Below are 19,052 nucleotides of genomic sequence, written 5' to 3'. Positions count from 1 at the left end.
GATTTTGACGGATTCTCATCCGGCACGCAGGTGCCGATCGGCAGGCCGCCATCGTGGCGTTCAGGCGCATGGCTGCCCTCGCTGGCGGTGTTGTTGTTGTGCCTCGCGCCGGTGCTGTGGCTGTCCAAGATGCAGCAGGCCCGTGCGGTGGACGCGCAGGAGCAGGCGTTCGGCAAACTGGTCGAGCGCACGCAGGCAGCGATGCTGGCCCAGCTGCGCACCTGCGGGCTGCTGGTCCGCTCCGTGCAGACCCTGTTCATCGCATCGGAAGAGGTGTCGCCGCAGGAGTTCGAGTTCATCTACTCGAATCTCAAGCCACGCGCACACTTGCCCAGCCTGCAGGCGCTGGCCTTCGCGGAGCACCAGCCGGGGCTCTACGGCAGCCGTTATCCGACGCGACTGGTGGCGCCGCTGGAAGGCAATGAAGCGCTGCTTGAGCTGGACATCAGCCGGCAACCGGCCAACCGGCGCGCCGCCGAACTGTCGCGCGATACCGACGAAGCAGTGATGTCGGCGCCGTTCCGGCTGGTGCAGTTCGACCAGCCGGGGCAGGCGGCCGAGGGCGTGACCCTGCGCCTGCCGATTTTTTCGCCGGGCGCGCCGCCGGCCGGAATCGAGGAGCGCCGTCGTCGCTTCGTCGGCTCGCTCGCGGTGTCGTTCCAGGTTCAGTCCCTCATCGACTGGGCGCTGCCCGCCGACATCCGCGAGGGCCTGCACGTCGCGGTGACCGACGTGACGGGCGCGCGGCCGGCGCCGCTGTACGACTCCCATCCGCAACTCGGCTGGACACACGCCGGCGAGCGGGTGCGCGAAGTCGAGGTGAACTACGGCAGCCGCATATGGCGCATGCGGATCGCGCCGCTGCATCCGCCGCCCGCGATCTCGGCCTGGCAGGACACGGTGCTGCTGCCGGGCGCACTGATCAGTTTGTTGCTGGCCCTGCTGGCGGGCTCGCTCGCCGGCACCCGGCGGCGTGCGCTCGAGCTGGGCTGGAAAATGAGCCACCAGTATCGCGAAAGCGAGGAACGCTTCCGGCGCCTGAACGAGCTGCTCCCTGCCCTGGTGCTGCTGGCCGAGGCACGGGGTGGGCGCATCCGCTATGCCAACCAGGCCGCGCGCAACCAGCTGGGCGCGGACGTCACCGGGATGAGCCTGCCCGACCTGTTCGAAGACGACGGGCTTCGCGCCCAGCTGCTTGAGCCCGGGACCGGTGGGTGCGAGAACGTCGAGGCGGTCCTGTGCACGCCGGGCCAGCGACCGTTCTGGGCGAGCGTGTCGATCTCGCCGGTGGAACTGGATGGCCACGCCATGCTGCTGATGGTCGCCAGCGATACCACCGAGCAGCGGGAGCTCACCGACATGCTGAGCTACCAGGCCAGCCATGACATGCTGACCGAACTCTACAACCGTCGCGAGTTCGAACGCCGGCTCGACCGTGCACGTGCGTCCCGGGCTGCGGGTGGTCCGGTGAATGCGTTGCTGTACATCGACCTGGACCAGTTCAAGCTCATCAACGATACCTCGGGGCATATCGCCGGCGACCAGCTGCTGGCGCAACTGGCCCTGGTGATGCGCGAGCAGTTGCGCGGCGAGGATGTGCTGGCCCGCCTGGGCGGCGACGAGTTCGGGGTGCTCCTGTCGGACGTGGGTGGGCGCGAGGGCGCGCGCGAGGTCGCGGAACGGATCCGGCGCAAGATCGATGGCTACGTGTTCGTGTGGGAGGAGACCAGCTACGCCGTGTCGGCCAGCATCGGGGTGGTGATGATCGAGCACCCGGATGCGTCGCTGGACGACCTGCTCGCGCATGCCGATACCGCCTGTTACCTGGCCAAGGAAAGCGGCCGCAACCGCATCCACTTCTATTCGGCCCACGACGACGATGCCACCCGGCGCCAGAGTGAGATGGAGTGGGCCAACCGGTTGCGATGGGCGGTGGACGAACACCGGCTGATGCTGAAGTACCAGGAGATCCAGCCCCTTGCGGCGGCGTCGCAGGACGGGCCACGGATCGAATTGTTGCTGCGGTTCCGCGACGAGAACGGCCGTCCGGTGGTGCCCGGCGCGTTCATTCCGGCAGCGGAGCGCTATGGCCTGATGCCGATGATCGATCGCTGGGTGATCGAGACGGCGATCGCGCATTTCGACGAACTCCATCCGGCGGGGACTGGCGTACGCATGGTGACGCTCAACCTCTCCGGCGCCAGCATCGAGGAGGAGGCGCTGGGCGACCGTATCCTGGGCCTGCTGCGCACGCACCGGGTGGACCCCCGCCGGGTCTGTTTCGAGATCACCGAGACGGCAGCGGTTCGCAACCTGTCGCGCGTCGCGCGCCTGATCGAACAGCTGCGCGCGGAAGGCTGCAGTTTCGCGCTGGACGACTTCGGTGCGGGCATGTCTTCATTCGGCTACCTGAAGAACCTGCCGGTGGATTTCATCAAGATCGACGGCAGCTTCATCCGCGACATGCTGGAGGACCCGATGAGCGAGGCGATCGTCCGCGCGGTCGCGGACATCGGGCACCGTCGGGGCCTGCGCGTGGTTGCCGAATGGGTGGACAGCAGCGAAGTGGTGGCGGCGCTGGTCAAACTGGGCGTCGACTACGGCCAGGGCTTCGTGCTGCACGAGCCCGAGCAGGTGGTGTTCCAGCGCGGCGACGCGTGAGGCGGCTCAGGCGCGGCGGCGCTGCTCATGCGTGGCGAGCCAGTCTCGCAACTGGTGCAACTGGCTGTCCAGCAGGGTGATGAAGCGGAACCCGGCCCAGGTCTGCCCGGGCGCGCTTGCGCGGTCCTGCCATAGGAGGTGGCAGCCTGCTTCTATGGTCCCGCTGCCGCCGGTCCCGATGCTGAAGCGCAACTGGTACAGCGCGTCGTCGATCATCGGTGCATTGGCGATCAGCAGCATGCCGCTTTCCGACAGGTTGCCGATCCGGCCCACCTGCGTATCGGTCATCGCATCGGTGACCATGATCGTCCCCCGCACGCGCTGGCGCTTGGCGCGACGGAATTCCTTGACGTTGCCCTGGGCACTCATGGGGTGGCTCCCTGCGGTTGGTTCGGCATGCCGGCGAAGTTACGGAGTGCGTTGAGCGTGGCGGCCCAGGCCCGGTCGACCAGTCGACCGCGATCGGCAGTGACGACCTTGGCCTGGCCCTGTGCCATCAGGCGTGCGACCTGGTCGAGCGACTGCTCGTCGACGCGCTGCCCGCGCTGGTTCACGAACAGCACGCGGTCGGTGACCGTGCTGAACCATGCGATCCGGCGGCGCACCATGTCGCCCTGCTGGTTGAGGCTGAATTCCATCCAGGTGCCGAAAGGCAGCGTGCGCAGGTGCTCGTAGCAGGACTGTTCGCGCGGATTGCGCGGCGGCTGCACCTTGGCCTTGGGCGTCGCGGTGTCGTCGCCGAGGCGTGCGCGCGCCTTGACCTTCATCGCCAGTTCGGTGCGGGACGCCGGGTCCTCGCTGGAGGCATCCTGCCCGCCGGTGAGGTGGCGGGAGATCGCGGTCGCTTCGTCCTGATGGTATCCGACCTGGGTCAGCGCCTGTTCGACATGGGCATCCAGGCCTTCGGAGGCGGCGCCGCGGCCGGCCCCGGCAGCGGCCAGCTCCCGCGTCGCGCTTGCGTGGCGCGTCCATTCCTCCGAGTCCTCGCCGTGGCGAAGCAACGTGAGGGTCAGGACGTCGGCCCAGGCCTGGTCGAGCAGGTTGCGCAGGAAGCGCGGGACGTCCTGGCCATCGGTCGCCTCGCCGATGAACTCGGCGGCGCGGCGCTTGGCGATGACCAGCTTTTCCTTGCCGCGTGCAGCCTCGACGTGGCGCCGCTCGCTCAGCTCGGCCTTGCGCGCGAGCGTCTGCAGGTGTGCCTGCAGGCCCTCGTTCGCGGTCTCGAATACGTTCGAATCGCCGTGGTAGTTCTCCACCACGTGGTCGACGGCCTGCCGCAGCTGCCGTTCCAGCTTCGGGTCGGACTCGTCTTCGTCGAGCCACTTGGCGCCGGCTTCGGCGACCGCGTTCAGCAGTTGGCGCGCCGGATGCTGGCTACGGACGAAGAACGCCCGGTCCATCAGTGCCAGGCGTAGCAGCGGCACCTGCAACTGTTCGAGCAGCGCATTGCTGAACGTGCCCTGGCGCAGTTCGCGACCGATCTCGGTGTATAGCATGCCGAGCAGTTCGAAGGTGTCTTCGTCCTGCCCGCTCAGGCGGATGGCCTTGCCATGCTGCTGGCGGCCCTGGGCCAGCAGCGCCTGCTTGAGGTCGCCGATGGTGCGCGGTCGCTTCGAGGGCGATGGGGGTTCGGCCTGGCGCGCGGCCAGTGCGTCGACGACGGCGGGCGTCTCCAGGGGGAGCTGATGCTTGCGGTCGGCACCATCGTTGCGCAGCTTGCCCACCAGTTCGCGACGATTGGACAGCAGGTCCTGCAGCATCGACAGCGCGATGTTCTCGTCGTTCCCGCCGGCGGCTCCGGTATCGCCCTCGCCCGCGCTTTCCCCGAGCCATCGGGTGTGGGGGCGCTGTGCCGGCGCCGGGCCGGGCGCCTGGCCGGAAGGGGGCGGTGGCGCGGCGCGTGTGGACGCCTCCGGCATGTCTTCCTCGCGTCCTCCTTCCTGCTCGGTCGGGCGGCTTCGCAGCGGCACGTAGGACAGGCCGGGCAGCACGTTCTCGCGGGCGAGCAGCGCATTCATCGCTTCGACCAGCTGGGCGTAGCCCGCCATGACCCGCGTGTTGAACGCATCGAACAACAACAGGCGATGCTCGGCCTCCAGCTGGAGCGTCCGACTGGCCTCGGCGAGGATCTTGCCCAGCCGGTGCGGACCGACGGGCAGGGTCTCGGCATCGAAGGCGGGCGCGCCGGCGAGCACCCCGAAACGCTGGCCCAGCAGCAGCAGCGGAAGCCCCGCCCGCGACTCATGCCGCAGGGCGATGTTGCGCAGCACCCCTTCTTCGCTCACCTCGCTGTCATCGACCAGGCGCAGCTCGTCGAAGTCCAGCGAGCCGCCGGTACCGTCTTCCTGCGAAGCAGCAGGGTCCCGGATGCCTGCGAGCGCCTCTTCCAGCCCGCCCAGGAAATGGGGGACCACATCGCTTCGGTGCAGGCGCACGCGACGCAGGGTCTCGAAATAGCCCGCCTGCAGCGCAGGGTTGCGTGCCTGCTCCGCCAGCTTGAAGAGCTGCTGCTCGAAATCCGACAGCATGAGGTCGAGTTGGCGGGACAGCGTGTCGGAGCCCAGCGCGAAAAGACGTTCCAGCGCAGCCCGCACGCGCCGTGGCAGATCGGCGCTCGCCAGGCTCTTGCTATGCGACGGGGGGGCGGTGGCATCCAATCTTGCTGACATGTCCTGTGCGGCCGGGCCTATAGTAGTGAATCCGGGGATCGGAGTGCGGAAGGGGCTGGATGTCGCGCTTGGAGGCGACGCGGTCCGCGGCCCCCCGGCCGGGAAGAGATGACGCCGTTCCTGTTCATAACGCGCAAGCAGCAGGAAGGCGGCCATCGAGGATCGCGGACGGCCGGGGCTCAGCCCTCCAGGAACAGGCTCACCAGATCGTTGGTTAGGCGGCGACCTTCATCCGTCGGCACGATCCGGTCGTCCTGGCGCGCCAACCAGCCCCGCGCAATGCCGGCCTCCAGTGCAGGCGCGATGGTGTGTCCCGGCAGTCCCGTCCGGGCCTCGAAATCGCGCAGCCGGAACCCCTCGACCAGCCGGAGCGCGTTGAGCATGTATTCGAACGGCCGCCGTCCGGGATCGATCGCATCGTCGCCGCCGATCGCCGCCACGGTCCCGGCATCGGCCAGGTAGCGGGTCGGGTGCTTGTGCTTCCAGCGGCGCAGGATGCGGTCGTCATGGCCCAGGCTGATCTTGCCGTGCGCACCCGCGCCGATACCGAGGTAGTCGCCGTAGCGCCAGTAGTTGAGGTTGTGCGCGCACTGGCGGCCGGGGCGGGCATAGGCGCTGACCTCGTATTGCGCGTAACCGGCCTCGGCCAGCAGGGCCTGGCAGTGCTCCTGCATGTCCCAGCCCGCATCCTCGTCCGGGATGCCTTCTGGTGGGCGTGCCGCGAACACCGTGTTGGGCTCCAGCGTGAGCTGGTAATGGCTGACGTGGGCCGGCTGCAAGGCAAAGGCGCGCTCGAGGTCGTGCTCGGCCATGGCCAGCGACTGGCCGGGCAGGGCATACATCAGGTCGATGTTGAAATTGTCGAAACCGGCATCCTGCGCCAGCTTGACCGCCGCTTCGGCCTCGCCGCTGTCGTGGATGCGGCCCAGCCGCTGCAGGCAGCCGTCGTCGAAACTCTGGATACCGAAGCTGAGCCGGTTGACGCCGGCCGCACGGTAGGACTCGAAGCGGCCATGTTCGGTCGTGCCCGGGTTGGTCTCGAGGGTGATCTCCGCGCCCGGCGCGAAACGGAGCCGGGCGCTGGCCCCCTGCAGGAAGCGGTCGATGGCCTCCGCGGGAAACAGGCTCGGGGTGCCGCCCCCGAAGAACACCGTCTGCACCGTGCGCCCCCACACCAGCGGCAGGTCGTGGTCGAGGTCGGCCAGCAGGGCATCGACATAGGCGTCGAAGGGCAGCGGGCCGCGGCCTTCATGCGAGTTGAAGTCACAGTACGGGCATTTGCGCACGCACCAGGGCAGGTGCACGTACAGGGACAGGGGCGGCGGGATCAGTGACATCGGCCGTATTGTCCCATCCCTGCTCCGGGACGGCGCGATCCGCGCTCAGCGATTCAACTGCCGCCGGAGGCCGGCCAGCGCCTGGCCGCGATGGCTGATCCGGTTCTTCAGTGCGGGGTCCAGTTGCGCGGCGCTGCAGGCGTGGCCGTCGGGCAGGAACACCGGGTCGTAGCCGAAGCCGCCGTCGCCGAGCGGTGCGTGCAGGATGCGGCCTTCCCAGACGCCTTCGCACACGACGGGACGGGGGTCTTCAGGCGAGGACAGCAGGACGATCACCGCGACGAAGCGCGCCTGCCGCGCCGCATCGGACATGCCGTCGAGTTCGTCCAGCAGTTTCGCGATATTGGCGCCGGCATCCCCATGCCGTCCTGCGTATCGGGCCGAATACAGGCCCGGGGCACCGCCAAGCGCGTCGACGCAGAGCCCCGAGTCGTCCGCGAGTGCAGGCAGACCGGTCATGCGCGCGGCGTGCCGGGCCTTTAGCAGGGCATTCTCGATGAAGCTGAGGCCGGTCTCCTCGATGTCTTCGACGCCCATTTCGCCCTGCGGCACCACCTCGACGCCTGCACCCGCGAACAGCGCACGGAACTCCCGCAGCTTGCCGGCGTTGCCGCTGGCAAGGACCCAGCGCGGCGACGGGGGCGCCATCGCGGTCAGCCGTCCAGCGCTTCGCGCTGCCGTTCGACCAGTCGGGCGATGCCGATCTCGGCCAGCGCGCTCATGGCATCGAGTTCATCGCGTCGGAACGCATGGCCTTCTGCAGTGCCCTGCAGTTCGATGAAGCCGCCGCCGTCGTTCATGACGACATTCATGTCGGTGTCGCAGTCGCTGTCCTCGGCATAGTCGAGGTCCAGCACCGGCACGCCCTTCCAGATACCGACCGACACCGCCGCCACCGCGCCGAAGACCGGCGTGCGGCCGCCCTTGGCCTTGATCTCGCCGCGGGCGAGCAGGCCGTTGACCGCGTCGACCAGCGCGACGTAGGCACCGGTGATCGCGGCGGTGCGGGTGCCACCGTCGGCCTGCAGCACGTCGCAGTCGAGGGTGATGGTGCGCTCGCCCAGCAGGCCGCGGTCGACGCAGGCGCGCAGGGACCGGCCGATCAGGCGCTGGATCTCCAGCGTGCGCCCGCCCTGCTTGCCGCGTGCGGCCTCGCGGTCGCTGCGGGTGTGGGTGGCACGCGGCAACATGCCGTACTCGGCGGTTACCCAGCCTTCGCCCTTGCCGCGCAGGAAGGGCGGCACGCGGTTCTCGACGCTGGCGGTGCACAGAACGCGGGTATCGCCGAAGCTCACCAGCACCGAACCTTCGGCATGCCGGGTGAAGCCGCGCTCGATGCGGACCTCGCGCAACTGGTCGGGGCGGCGGCCACTGGGACGAACGAGGGGGGCGGCGTCGGACATGGGGTTTCCAGGGTGTCGGCAAGCCCGGAATTCTAGCGGTTTGGCGTGGGACACGCCCGGGCGGGGCGCGCCGATGGGCCGCGAATGGCATACTTCACCGCCGCCCCGACGCGCACGCCAGACAGGACGACCCGGATGATCCGCAGCATGACCGCCTTCGCCAGCGGCGAACGCGCCACGCCCTGGGGCACGCTGTCCTGCGAGCTGCGTTCGGTGAACCATCGCTTCCTGGACGTGGGCACGCGCCTGCACGACGACCTGCGCACACTGGAGCCCGCCCTGCGCGAGCGCACCGGGGCACGTCTGTCGCGCGGCAAGCTCGACCTGAGCCTGCGCCTGCGCGCACCGGAAGGCGAGGGTGCGCTGCGTGTCGACGCCACCCGCCTGCGCGAGCTGGGGGACCTGGCGATCGACCTGACCGCCCGCTTTCCGGGGCTCCACACCGAGTTCGCGCAGCTCCTGCAGCTGCCGGGCGTCATGCAGGCCCCGGCCTCCGATCCGGATGCCTTGCGCGAAAGCGCGCTGGCATTGCTCGATACCGTGCTGGACGAGCTCGTCGCCGCGCGAGAGCGCGAGGGCGCGAAGTTGGCCGATGCGATCCGGGAACGCCTGGACGCGATCGAGGGCCATGTCGCGACGCTGCGCACCCTGGTGCCGGTGATCCGCGAGGGGCAGCGCCAGAAGCTCGAAGCGCGGCTGGCGGACCTGCCACAGCCGGTCGATCCGGGACGGTTGGAGCAGGAGCTGGTGATCGCGCTGCAGAAGCTCGATGTGGACGAGGAGCTCGATCGACTCGCCGCCCACGTGTCCGAGGCCCGGCGCGTGCTGGGGCTGCGCGAAGCCGTCGGCCGCCGGCTCGATTTCCTGTTGCAGGAGTTCAATCGCGAGGCGAACACGCTGGGCTCGAAGTCGGTCGACGCGCGCAGCACCGCCGCGGCGGTGGAGCTGAAGGTGCTCATCGATCAGATCCGCGAACAGGTGCAGAACATCGAATGACCATGCGAGGCACGCTCTTCATCGTCGCCGCGCCGTCGGGGGCCGGCAAGTCCAGCATCGTGAACGCGGTGCTCGCGCGCGACCCCAACATCGCCCTGTCGATCTCGTTCACGTCGCGCCAGCCGCGCCCGGGCGAGCGCCACGCGGAGCACTACCACTTCGTCAGCGCCGCGGAGTTCGAGCGGATGGTCGACGCCGGCGACTTCTTCGAGCACGCCCGCGTGCACGGCGACTGGAAAGGCACCGCCCGGCAGTCCGTGGAGCCGCAACTGGCGTCCGGGCGCGACGTGCTGCTGGAGATCGACTGGCAGGGTGCACGCCAGGTGCGGGCCAAGGTGCCCGGCGCGATCAGCGTGTTCATTTTGCCGCCGTCCAGCGAGGCGCTGGAGCAGCGGATGCGCAACCGCGGGCAGGACAGCGACGAGGTGATCGCCCAGCGCCTGGCCGCCGCGCGCGAGGAGATGTCGCACTATGGCGAATTCGACTACGTGATCGTGAACGAACACTTCGCGGTCGCCGTGGACGAGATGTGTGCGGTGTTCACCGCCAGCCGCCTCCGCCGCGAGATGCAGGTGGCCCGGCATGGCCGGCTGATCCAGCGCCTGCTTGCAGGCTGAACGGCCCGTTTCCGTAAGCGACTGATTTACAAGGGTGGGCTTGCCGAGGCTGGCAGGCCCTCCCTATAATGGCCAGTCCTATTCCGCAAGACGGCGCGCGTCGCCGGGAGCCCCATGGCCCGCATCACTGTTGAAGATTGCCTGGAAGTGGTCGACAACCGCTTCGAACTGGTCATGTTGGCCGCCAAGCGCGCGCGCCAGCTGGCCAATGGCGTCGAGCCGATGCTCGACAACGCCGAGACCAACGACAAGCCGACCGTGCTGGCGCTGCGCGAGATCGCCGCGCGCGAGGTCGACACGGACTACATCGAGGCCGTGGAGAAGTCCGAGCGCGAGCGCAAGGAGCGCGAGGCGCTGGAGTGGGCCGCCGCCGAAGTGGTGGCCGACGAGGACATGTCGAAGAACGACGACTGACCGACGGTCGGTTTCGATTCCGGTTGTCCGACGGCCCCGCCCTGGCGGGGCCGTTTGCGTTCGCGGGGGCGGCAAAAATGCATTGCAAGGCGCCTTCACGGCCCTTAGATTGCCAGTATGTCTGCCCATCTCCAGCCCAGCCGCACGCCCACGGCCGGCGACGCCTCGTCGCTGCCCGACTACGTGCAGGCGCTGGAGGCCTCGGCCCACTATCTCGACGCCAGCCAGCGCGAGCGCCTGCGCCGTGCCTGGGCAGTGGGCGCGTCGGCACATGCCGGCCAGACCCGCAAGTCGGGTGAGCCCTACATCACCCATCCGGTGGCGGTGGCACGCGTCCTCGCCGAGCAGGGCCTGGATGCGGAGACGCTGATCGCGGCGATCCTGCACGACACCATCGAGGACACCCCGGTCACCCGCGAGTGCCTGGAGAGCGAATTCGGCGCGACCGTTGCCGAGCTGGTCGATGGCGTCACCAAGCTGGACAAACTGCAGTTCCGCAGCCGCGCCGAGGCGACCGCGGAAAGTTTCCGCAAGATGCTGCTGGCGATGTCGCGCGACCTGCGCGTCATCCTGATCAAGCTGGCCGACCGGCTGCACAACATGCGCACGCTGGGCGCGCAAGGCGCGGAGGCGCGGCAACGCATCGCGCTCGAGACACTCGAGATCTACGCGCCGATCGCGCAGCGGCTCGGCATGAACCTGATCAAGGCCGAGCTGCAGGACCTCGGCTTCCGCGCGCTGCACCCGTGGCGGCATGCGGTCATCGAGAAACGCCTGCGCACCCAGCCGGTGGTGCGCCGCGAGGCCCTGGTGCAGATCGAGGCCAACCTCGCCCAGCGCCTGGCGAAGGAGAAGCTGCAGCACCGCCTGGTCAGCCGGGTGAAGTCGCCGTGGAGCATCTATACGAAGATGCGCGCGGAGAACAAGAGCTTCAACCAGGTGATGGACGTGTTCGGGTTCCGCGTGGTGGTGCGCTCGGTGCCCGACTGCTACCACGCGCTGGGCGTGGTGCATGCCACCTACAAGCCGCTGGATGCCCGCTTCCGCGACTTCATCGCGATCCCGAAAGCGAACGGCTACCAGTCGCTGCACACGGTGCTGTTCGGGCCTTACGGCTCGCCGGTCGAGGTGCAGATCCGCACCGAGGAGATGGACCTGGTCGCCGAGAAAGGCGTCGCCGCGCACTGGTCGTACAAGGACGGGGCCGAAGGCCCCAACAGCGCGCAGAGCCGTGCGCACCACTGGATCACCGGACTGGTGGAGTCGCAGCACGACACCGGCTCGTCGCTGGAGTTCCTCGAGAACGTCAAGGTCGACCTGTTCCCGGACGAGGTCTACCTGTTCACGCCGAAGGGCGACATCCTGTCGCTGCCGCGCAACGCCACCGCGCTGGACTTCGCCTACGCGGTCCACACCGACGTCGGCAACCAGGCGGTCGCGGCGCGCGTGGACGGCAAGCTGGCCCCGCTGCGCACGCGCCTGCAGAGCGGCCAGCGCGTGGAGGTCATCACCGCGCGTTCGTCCACGCCCAAGCCCCAGTGGCTGGAATTCGTCGTGTCCGGCAAGGCCCGCACGTCCATTCGCCAGCAACTCAAGCAGATCGGCCATGAGGACGCCGTCCAACTGGGCCATCGCATGCTCGATCGTGCGCTCGAAGGCCTGGGCACATCGCTCGACCGGGTGCCGCCGGGGCGCGTCGACGCCTACCTGGACGAGCACCGCTATCCGCGCCTCGAGGCGCTGCTGGCAGAGATCGCACTGGGGAACTACATGCCGGCGCAGGTCGCCCAGGTGCTTGCGCGGGAGGGGCCGGGCACGGGGGGCGGGGCGAAGCCGTCCATGACCGTGCGCGTTCCCGAGGAGAAGATCCTCATCACCGGTTCGGAGCGGGGCGTGATCAGCTTCGCCCAGTGCTGCCTCCCGGTGCCTGGCGACGACGTGATGGGATACCACACCGCGGGGCGCGGGGTGGTGGTCCATCGGCTCGACTGCGCCAACGTGGTCGAGTACCGCAAGTCGCCCGAGCGCTGGGTGTCCATCGGCTGGGACCGTGAAGTCCGGGGGGACTTCTCAGCGGCGCTGCGGATCGAAGTCGACAACCGGCCCGGTGCACTCGCGCAGGTCGCCGCAGCCATCGCCGATGCCGAAGCCAATATCGACCGGGTGGAGTACCTCGAGCGCGACACGCACGTCGCGGTCATGCGCTTCTCGATCGAAGTCACCGGTCGCCGCCATATCGCCAACGTGATGCGGCGCGTGCGCCGGCTCAACGTCGTCCTCGGCGTACAGCGGATCTGACCGCAGCAGGGATGGCCCGCTACACTGGGCACCCCTTCAGCTGCAGGACGCCCCGATGCCCCGCGACACCATCCACACCGACCACGCCCCCGCTGCGATCGGCCCCTATTCCCAGGCCGTCCGGGCAGGCAGCACGGTGTATCTCTCGGGCCAGATCCCGCTGGACCCTGCGAGCGGCAACCTCGTCGATGGCGACATCGAGGCGCAGGTGCGCCGGAGCTTCGACAACCTGAAGGCCGTCTGCGAAGCCGCGGGCGGTTCGTTGTCGCAGGTGGTGCGCCTGGGCCTGTACGTCACCGACCTCAACGACTTCTCGGCGGTCAACGCGGTCATGGGCGAGTACTTCGAAGCCCCCTATCCGGCACGCTCGACGATCGAGGTCTCCGGCCTGCCGAAGGGCGCGGCGTTCGAAGTGGATGCGGTGTTGGTCCTGGGCTGATCCGTTCGGCCGGCGGACCGTCAGGTCTTGCCGTGCCGGGCCTCGCGCGGCGAGTGTCCGGTCCAGCGTTTGAATGCCCGGCGGAACTCGCGCGCGTCGGCGAAGCCCACTGACGCGCCGACCTCGGCGATCGGCACGCCCGGCGTGCGCAGCAGCGTCTCGGCCGCCTCCCGTCGCACCTGGTCGTGCAGCGCCTTGAAATGGGTGCCGGCCTCTTGGAGGTGGCGTCGCAGGGTGCGTTCGGTCAGGTGGAGTTCGGCCGCGATGTCGGTCAGTCGTGGCGCATCCGCGACCTGCAGCCTCAACAGCTGTTCCACGGCCCCCACGATCTGGCGGGAGGGCTGTTCGGCGGGCATCTGCTCACGGCACAACGCCAGCACGTGGCGCGCGGTGGCGGGGTTGTGCGCCGGCATCGGGCGTTGCAGCCAGCGGCGATGGATCCTCACGCGATTGGCGGGGGCGTTGAAACGGACCTCGCATCCAAAGAGGGCCGGATAAGCGTCGGCGTGCGCCGGCATGGGGTAGCTGAACTCCGCGGATTCCAGGGTGAAGTCCGGGCCCAGCAGGCCGCGGCTGAGCATCATGCAGCTGGCGAACAGTTCCTCGTTGAGGAACGGTTCGATGTCCGGATCGTGGGTGCGCATGCGCGCGGCCACGGCAATGCCCGCCTGCTCGCCCGCCTGCCAGGGCTCGGAGCGCAACTCCATCATCGCGCCCGTGACCGGGGCGAACTGGATGCCGAGTTCCAGGGCCTCGCCGAAGTTGTTCGCCGTCAGCATGGCCAGCCCCACCAGGCCGAAATGCCCGACGTCCTGGCGATAGCCGATCTCAAGCCCGTGGGCGCTGCCCGGCAGGCTGCGCAGCGCGCGGCGGACCACCTCGCAGGCCTGCCGGTAGGACAGGTAGATCGGCGATTCGGGCTTCACGTCCGCCGCGGCAAAGGGCATGCCCGCGAACCAGTCCGCGCAGTCGACGCCAAGCTCCCCGGCACGGCCGACCAGGGCCGCGACGATCCCGCTCTTGATCCTGCCGCCGCCGGCCTGGATATGTGCGGTGCTGCCATGATTGGACATGCGAGGCCGTATGTTGTCCGGTTTTCCCCCCGTAGTATGCCGGCTTGCCCCTCCCGTGCACCGTGCCGGACGTCGGAGACTGGCGGCCTCGGGGCCCGGTCCCCAGCCGATTCAAGCAGGGGAGACGCAGGGTGACAAAGGGGAAGACGATCTGTGCACTGGCGACAGTCGCCATCGCGGCGGGCACGCTGGCCGGCTGCGACGAGGGGCCGCGCCATGCGCCGTCGGCCACGGTCGAGCAGGCCGACCCGGCCCATGCGGAGACGCTGCGCGAACAACTGCTCGATGCCAAGCCCGGTGACGTCATCGTGGTCCCCGCCGGCCGGCACGTGTTCGACCGCAGCCTCAGCCTGCGGGTGGACGGGGTGACGCTGCGCGGCGAGGGCCATGACACGACGGTCCTCAGCTTCAAGGGCCAGAAGGCCGGTGCAGAGGGCCTGCTGGTGACCGCGGGCGATTTCACCATCGAGGACCTGGCGATCGAGGACGCCAAGGGTGATGGCCTGAAGATCAACGAGGCGGAGAACATCACCATCCGGCGCATCCGCGTCGAGTGGACGGGGGGGCCCGATACCGGCAACGGGGGCTACGGCATCTACCCGGTGCGCACCCGCAACGTGCTGATCGAGGACGCCATCGCCATCGGTGCGTCCGACGCCGGCATCTACGTTGGCCAGTCCCGCGACGTGATCGTCCGCAACAACCGGGCCGAGTTCAACGTGGCCGGCATCGAAGTGGAGAACACGGTCAACGCGGACGTCTACGGCAACCTCGCCACGAACAACACCGGCGGCATCCTGGTGTTCAACATGCCGGCGCTGCAGCAGCCCGGCGGCAACGTCCGCGTGTTCCGCAACCAGGTGCTCGCCAACAACACCGCGAACTTCGGTGCCAAGGGGACCCCGGTGGCCAGCGTGCCGGCGGGCAGCGGCGTGGTGATCAACTCCAACGACGACGTCGAGATCTTCGACAACGACATCGCCGACAACAAGACCGCCAACATCATCGTGTCCAGCGTCTACTCGACGGGCTACAAGGATTCGAGCCGCTCGGAGACCTTCGATCCGTACCCGGAGCGCATCCACGTCCATGGCAACCGGCTTTCCGGGGGCGGCGATTCGCCCGATGGCCTCGACCTGAAGGCCCTCAAGACGGCGATGTTCGGCCTGTCCGGGCGGTTCCCGGACGTGCTGTGGGACGGCTTCCACAATGCCGAACTCGACGGCGGTCCGCAGATCTGCCTGCGCGATGTGTCCGGCGTGATCAATGCCGATGGCCCGAACGGGTTCAAGTCGCCGGACCAGGACATGACCGGCCACGACTGCAGCCTCCCGCCGATCCCTGAAGTGGACCTGGGACGTGGCTGAAACGCGGTCGGCGCGGCTGCGCCAGGTATCGGGTTGGGCGGTCGTCGTCCTGGCCGCCGTGCTGGCGGCCTGCACGGGACGCGGCGAGGGGGCGGACGGGGTCCGGTTCCACGCGGAGGGGCAGCCGGCACAGCTGTCCGACTGGCATCTGTTCGACGTGCACGAGGGCACGCTGGTGCCGGTCGAGGGCGTCCTGCCGTACGACCTCAACACACCGTTGTTCACCGACTATGCGCACAAGCTCCGGACCGTGTGGATGCCGGAGGGCGTCGCCGCGGCTTACAGGGAAGACGAGACCTTCGAATTCCCGGTGGGCACCGTCATCAGCAAGACCTTCTATTACCCGCGACTGCCGGGCGAGTCGAGCGGGACCGACCGCGTGCTGCGCAGCGAAGGCAGCGAAGGGCGCCTGCCGGGCGGTGGGCTGAGGCTGGACGACGTGCGCCTGATCGAGACACGGCTGCTGGTCCGGCGCGAAGAGGGTTGGGTGGCCTTGCCTTACGTGTGGAACGCCGAGCAGACCGAGGCCCGGCTGATGCGCAGTGGCGACCTGGTGCCGCTGACCCTGGTGTCGGCCGATGGCGAGGAGGAGCCGGCGACCTATGCGGTGCCCGACCAGAACCAGTGCGCCGGGTGCCATGGCGTGGACCTGCAGAGCCGCACGCTCGCACCGATCGGGCCCAAGGCCAGGCATCTCAACCGCGACTTCGACTATGTCGATGGGGACGGTGTGGTGCTGCAGGCGAACCAGATCGAGCGTTGGACCGAAGTGGGCTACCTCGAAGGTGCGCCTTCGGTGGGTGACGTGCCCCGTGTCGCGCGGTTCCACGATGGTTCGGCGACTGTTGAGGCGCGCGCGCGCAGTTACCTCGACATCAACTGCAGCCATTGCCACAGTCCCTCGGGGCCGGGCAACACGTCGGGCCTGTGGTTGGCGAGCGACGTGGACGAGCCCCTGCGACTGGGCCGCTGCAAGCTGCCGATCGCTGCGGGGTATGGGACCGGGAACCGCCAGTACGGGATCGTCCCGGGAGATCCCGATGCGTCGATCCTCACCTTCCGCATGGCCAGCAACGACCCCGGCGTCATGATGCCGGAGCTGGGCCGAAGCGTGGTGCATCGCGAAGGCGTGGCCCTGATCGAAGCCTGGATCAGGCAGCAGGATGGAGATTGCGACACCGGGGGATGAGGCCGCGCGGTCGCGGCAATGCATGGGGATGGGGACCCATGGCAGGGATGCGGCCGGCGGGCCTGGTACGCGAGACGCAGACAACCATAAGACAACAACACACAAGATCATGGGGGAACACGCATGACCGTCCGCACGCATCCATTGAGCCTGCGCATCCGCCAGGCCCTGTTCGGCAGCCTCGCCGCGAGCGCCGCAACCGTCGCCTTCGCCGCGCCCCAGGACGCTGCGGACCCGCCGGACGCCGTGACGCTCGATGCGATCACCGTGACGGCCCAGAGCCGGGAGCAGGAGCTGCAGGACGTGCCGATCGCGCTGCAGGTCGTCGACCAGACCCTGATCAGCGACGTCGCCGCCGAGGACCTCAGCGACATCGATGCGTTCGTTCCCGGCCTGGTGATCGATGGCCAGCAGCCTACACAGCCCCGGTTCGAACTGCGTGGCATCGCGACCGAGGACTTCGGCATCGGCACCGACCCGGCGGTGGGCGTCTACGTCGATGGCGTGTATGCGGGCCGCGGCGGTGGCGTGTTGCTGCCCTTCACCGACGTCCAGCGCATCGAAGTGCTGAAGGGTCCGCAGGGCACCCTGTTCGGCCGCAACACGGCGGCGGGTGCGATCTCCATCATCACCAATCGCCCGGGCCTCGAGACCGAGGCGGCGGCGACCGTCCGCCTGGGCGAACATGGCAAGCAGTACCTGCAGGCGATGGCCAACATCCCGGTCGGCGAGGCATCGGCCTTCCGCCTCAACGGCCTGTTCAACCACGCCGATGGCTGGATCCAGGACGCGAATACCGGCGAGGACCTCGCGCCGGAGAACACCTGGGCCACGCGCGCCTCGTTCCAGACCCGCTTCGGCGACAACACCACGGCCTGGATCACGTGGGACCACGAGAACCTCGACCAGCTGGGCCAGGCGACGATTGGCGTGGTGCCGTTGCCGGCGGTCCCGGGCCTGCCGCCTTTGCCGCTCGACGAGACGGCATACCTCGATCCGCGCGAAACGCCCGCGACCGTGGACGTGGAAGGGAACGAAGAGTCTCGCCGCTTCGATGGCCTGACCCTCGTCATCGACCACGCGTTCACCTGGGGCAACCTGACCTCGACGACCGCGTGGCATGACTACGACTCGCTGAACCGGGTCGAGGAAGACGGCACCGACCGCCGGTACCTGTACGTCGACTCGACCAATACCGAGAGCAACCGTAACGTCTACCAGGAGTTCAAGTTCAGCGGCTCGACGGGCGCGCTGGACTGGGTCGCCGGCGCCAGCTACTTCCACGAAAGCGCGGACCAGACCAGCGAGGTGAACCTGTTCACCGACTCGGCGGACACCATGGTCCGCAACCTGGGCCTGGCGCCGACGCCCGACGGCTCGCTGTTCGGCTTCACCAGCCTGGTGATGCAGCAGTACGGCATCCCGCTTTCGCTGATGGGACACGCCTGGAACGAGACGTTTGCCAACACCCTGGACACGACCGCGTATGCCCTTTACGGCGATGTCATCTGGCATGTGAACGACCGCTTCAACCTGACCGTCGGCCTGCGATACACGCGCGACGAGAAGGAATTCACCTGGTTCAACGACCACAGGTACGCGCCGGGGCTCGACGCGACGCTGGACCAGATGGAGGCGATGGGCCTTTTCACCCTGCTGGGTATCCCGCGTTCGATGTACGAGTTCGACGTCGCCTTCATCGACCCGCCGGCGATGATGAACAAGGGCGTGCTCAATGGCGACTCGCAGAGCTGGGACGACCTGAGCCCGCGCTTCGTCGCGGACTACCACTTCAGCGACAACCTGATGGGCTATGCGTCGCTGGCCAAGGGCTACAAGGCGGGTGGTTTCAACGCGCTGCAGATCGACAGCGAGTTCGACAACGAGGACGTGTGGAACTTCGAGACCGGCATCAAGCACGTGCTGCCCGACTACCGGTTGCAGTATGAAGCGTCCGGCTTCTACTACGTGTACGACAACCGCCAGGCGATCCGGCTGGACACCACGCCTTCGATCCCGCGCTACGTCGTCGACACCTCGGACCTGGAGGCCTATGGCGTCGAGTTCAACACGAGGTGGCAGGCGACGCGCGGCCTCGCGCTGGACTTCAATGCCGCGTACATCGACGCGACCTACAAGGACTACGTGACGCCGGAAGGCATCGACGTCAGCGGCCAGCCGACCGGGGTGCCGAAGTGGTCCTTCGCCGCAGGTGCCAGCTATGCATGGGACCTGGGTGACGCGGGCGACGTACGCCTGGCCTTGCGCCATGCCTACCGGGACGACACGCGTTGCAGCGACGAGTCGCAGAGCCAGGGCACCTGCGGCGTCAGCCCGGCCTTGCGCCTCGGCGAGGCCCGCGAGTTCACCGACCTGCGGCTCGGCTGGACGTCGGCGACCGGTCGCTTCGGCCTCGCGGCCTACGGCAACAACATCTTCGACAACCAGTACGTGACCGCACTCGGTACCTACGGCAAGACCGTGCTGGGGACCGTCGGTGCGCGCATGAACACGCCACGTACCTGGGGCGTGGAGATGAGCGCACGGTTCTGAGCCTGCAAGTGGCTTGAGGCGGGGTGCCGGCGAGCG

The 19,052-nt window shown here is 68.5% G+C and carries 15 protein-coding genes; 9 read left to right on the top strand and 6 right to left on the bottom strand.

What is annotated here, in order from left to right; all coding sequences use genetic code 11:
• The first annotated feature begins 30 nt into the window (after positions 1-30).
• A complete protein-coding gene (locus tag H4F99_RS07420) occupies positions 31-2,661 on the top strand; it encodes a bifunctional diguanylate cyclase/phosphodiesterase (protein WP_343064165.1) in 2,631 nt (876 codons plus the stop codon).
• 6 nt (positions 2,662-2,667) lie between these two features.
• Here the strand turns inward: H4F99_RS07420 and H4F99_RS07415 are convergent, their stop codons facing one another.
• From H4F99_RS07415 to rph, 5 genes are all read right to left on the bottom strand, one after another.
• Entirely contained in the window at positions 2,668-3,030 is a 363-nt protein-coding gene (locus tag H4F99_RS07415; RefSeq protein WP_182669085.1) for a PilZ domain-containing protein, read from the bottom strand.
• Entirely contained in the window at positions 3,027-5,330 is a 2,304-nt protein-coding gene (locus tag H4F99_RS07410; protein WP_182669084.1) for a DUF1631 domain-containing protein, read from the bottom strand. The genes H4F99_RS07415 and H4F99_RS07410 overlap by 4 nt, the downstream gene beginning before the upstream one ends.
• 179 nt (positions 5,331-5,509) lie before the next feature.
• The gene (gene hemW, locus H4F99_RS07405; protein WP_182669083.1) at positions 5,510-6,667 is read right to left on the bottom strand and encodes a radical SAM family heme chaperone HemW; all 1,158 of its coding nucleotides are present in this window, start codon (positions 6,665-6,667) and stop codon (positions 5,510-5,512) included.
• A gap of 45 nt (positions 6,668-6,712) precedes the next feature.
• Entirely contained in the window at positions 6,713-7,315 is a 603-nt protein-coding gene (rdgB, locus tag H4F99_RS07400) for an RdgB/HAM1 family non-canonical purine NTP pyrophosphatase (RefSeq protein WP_182669082.1), read from the bottom strand.
• 5 nt (positions 7,316-7,320) lie between these two features.
• Positions 7,321-8,070, bottom strand: coding sequence for a ribonuclease PH (gene rph, locus H4F99_RS07395; RefSeq protein ID WP_182669081.1), 750 nt, complete (start codon positions 8,068-8,070; stop codon positions 7,321-7,323).
• Positions 8,071-8,205: 135 nt separating this feature from the next.
• Here rph and H4F99_RS07390 point away from each other — a divergent pair, with 135 nt between their 5' ends.
• From H4F99_RS07390 to H4F99_RS07370, 5 genes are all read left to right on the top strand, one after another.
• Entirely contained in the window at positions 8,206-9,066 is an 861-nt protein-coding gene (locus H4F99_RS07390) for a YicC/YloC family endoribonuclease (protein ID WP_182669080.1), read from the top strand.
• A gap of 2 nt (positions 9,067-9,068) precedes the next feature.
• On the top strand, positions 9,069-9,683 hold the full coding sequence (gmk, locus tag H4F99_RS07385; RefSeq protein WP_182669079.1) for a guanylate kinase: 615 nt from the start codon (positions 9,069-9,071) through the stop codon (positions 9,681-9,683).
• Positions 9,684-9,797: 114 nt separating this feature from the next.
• Positions 9,798-10,097, top strand: a complete 300-nt coding sequence (rpoZ, locus tag H4F99_RS07380) for a DNA-directed RNA polymerase subunit omega (RefSeq protein ID WP_182669078.1) — start codon at positions 9,798-9,800, stop codon at positions 10,095-10,097.
• A 117-nt stretch (positions 10,098-10,214) separates the two neighbouring features.
• Positions 10,215-12,395, top strand: coding sequence for a RelA/SpoT family protein (locus H4F99_RS07375; RefSeq protein WP_182669077.1), 2,181 nt, complete (start codon positions 10,215-10,217; stop codon positions 12,393-12,395).
• A 55-nt stretch (positions 12,396-12,450) separates the two neighbouring features.
• Positions 12,451-12,834, top strand: a complete 384-nt coding sequence (locus H4F99_RS07370; RefSeq protein ID WP_182669076.1) for a RidA family protein — start codon at positions 12,451-12,453, stop codon at positions 12,832-12,834.
• 20 nt (positions 12,835-12,854) lie between these two features.
• Here the strand turns inward: H4F99_RS07370 and H4F99_RS07365 are convergent, their stop codons facing one another.
• Complete coding sequence (locus tag H4F99_RS07365; protein ID WP_182669075.1) at positions 12,855-13,907, bottom strand: AraC family transcriptional regulator; 1,053 nt, start codon at positions 13,905-13,907, stop codon at positions 12,855-12,857.
• 131 nt (positions 13,908-14,038) lie between these two features.
• Between H4F99_RS07365 and H4F99_RS07360 the strand changes: the two genes are divergently transcribed.
• The 3 genes from H4F99_RS07360 (at position 14,039) to H4F99_RS07350 (ending at position 19,016) form a co-directional block, all read left to right on the top strand.
• Positions 14,039-15,274, top strand: coding sequence for a parallel beta-helix domain-containing protein (locus H4F99_RS07360; protein WP_343064164.1), 1,236 nt, complete (start codon positions 14,039-14,041; stop codon positions 15,272-15,274).
• A complete protein-coding gene (locus H4F99_RS07355; RefSeq protein WP_343064163.1) occupies positions 15,267-16,463 on the top strand; it encodes an SO2930 family diheme c-type cytochrome in 1,197 nt (398 codons plus the stop codon). The genes H4F99_RS07360 and H4F99_RS07355 overlap by 8 nt, the downstream gene beginning before the upstream one ends.
• A 123-nt stretch (positions 16,464-16,586) precedes the next feature.
• Positions 16,587-19,016, top strand: a complete 2,430-nt coding sequence (locus H4F99_RS07350) for a TonB-dependent receptor (protein ID WP_182669074.1) — start codon at positions 16,587-16,589, stop codon at positions 19,014-19,016.
• The last annotated feature ends 36 nt before the right edge of the window (positions 19,017-19,052 follow it).

Origin of the sequence: Marilutibacter penaei, assembly GCF_014145395.1 — a bacterium.
Lineage (GTDB): Bacteria > Pseudomonadota > Gammaproteobacteria > Xanthomonadales > Xanthomonadaceae > Marilutibacter > Marilutibacter penaei.
The sequence above is the reverse complement of the archived record's forward strand: the minus strand, read 5'-3'. Positions and strand labels throughout refer to the sequence as shown.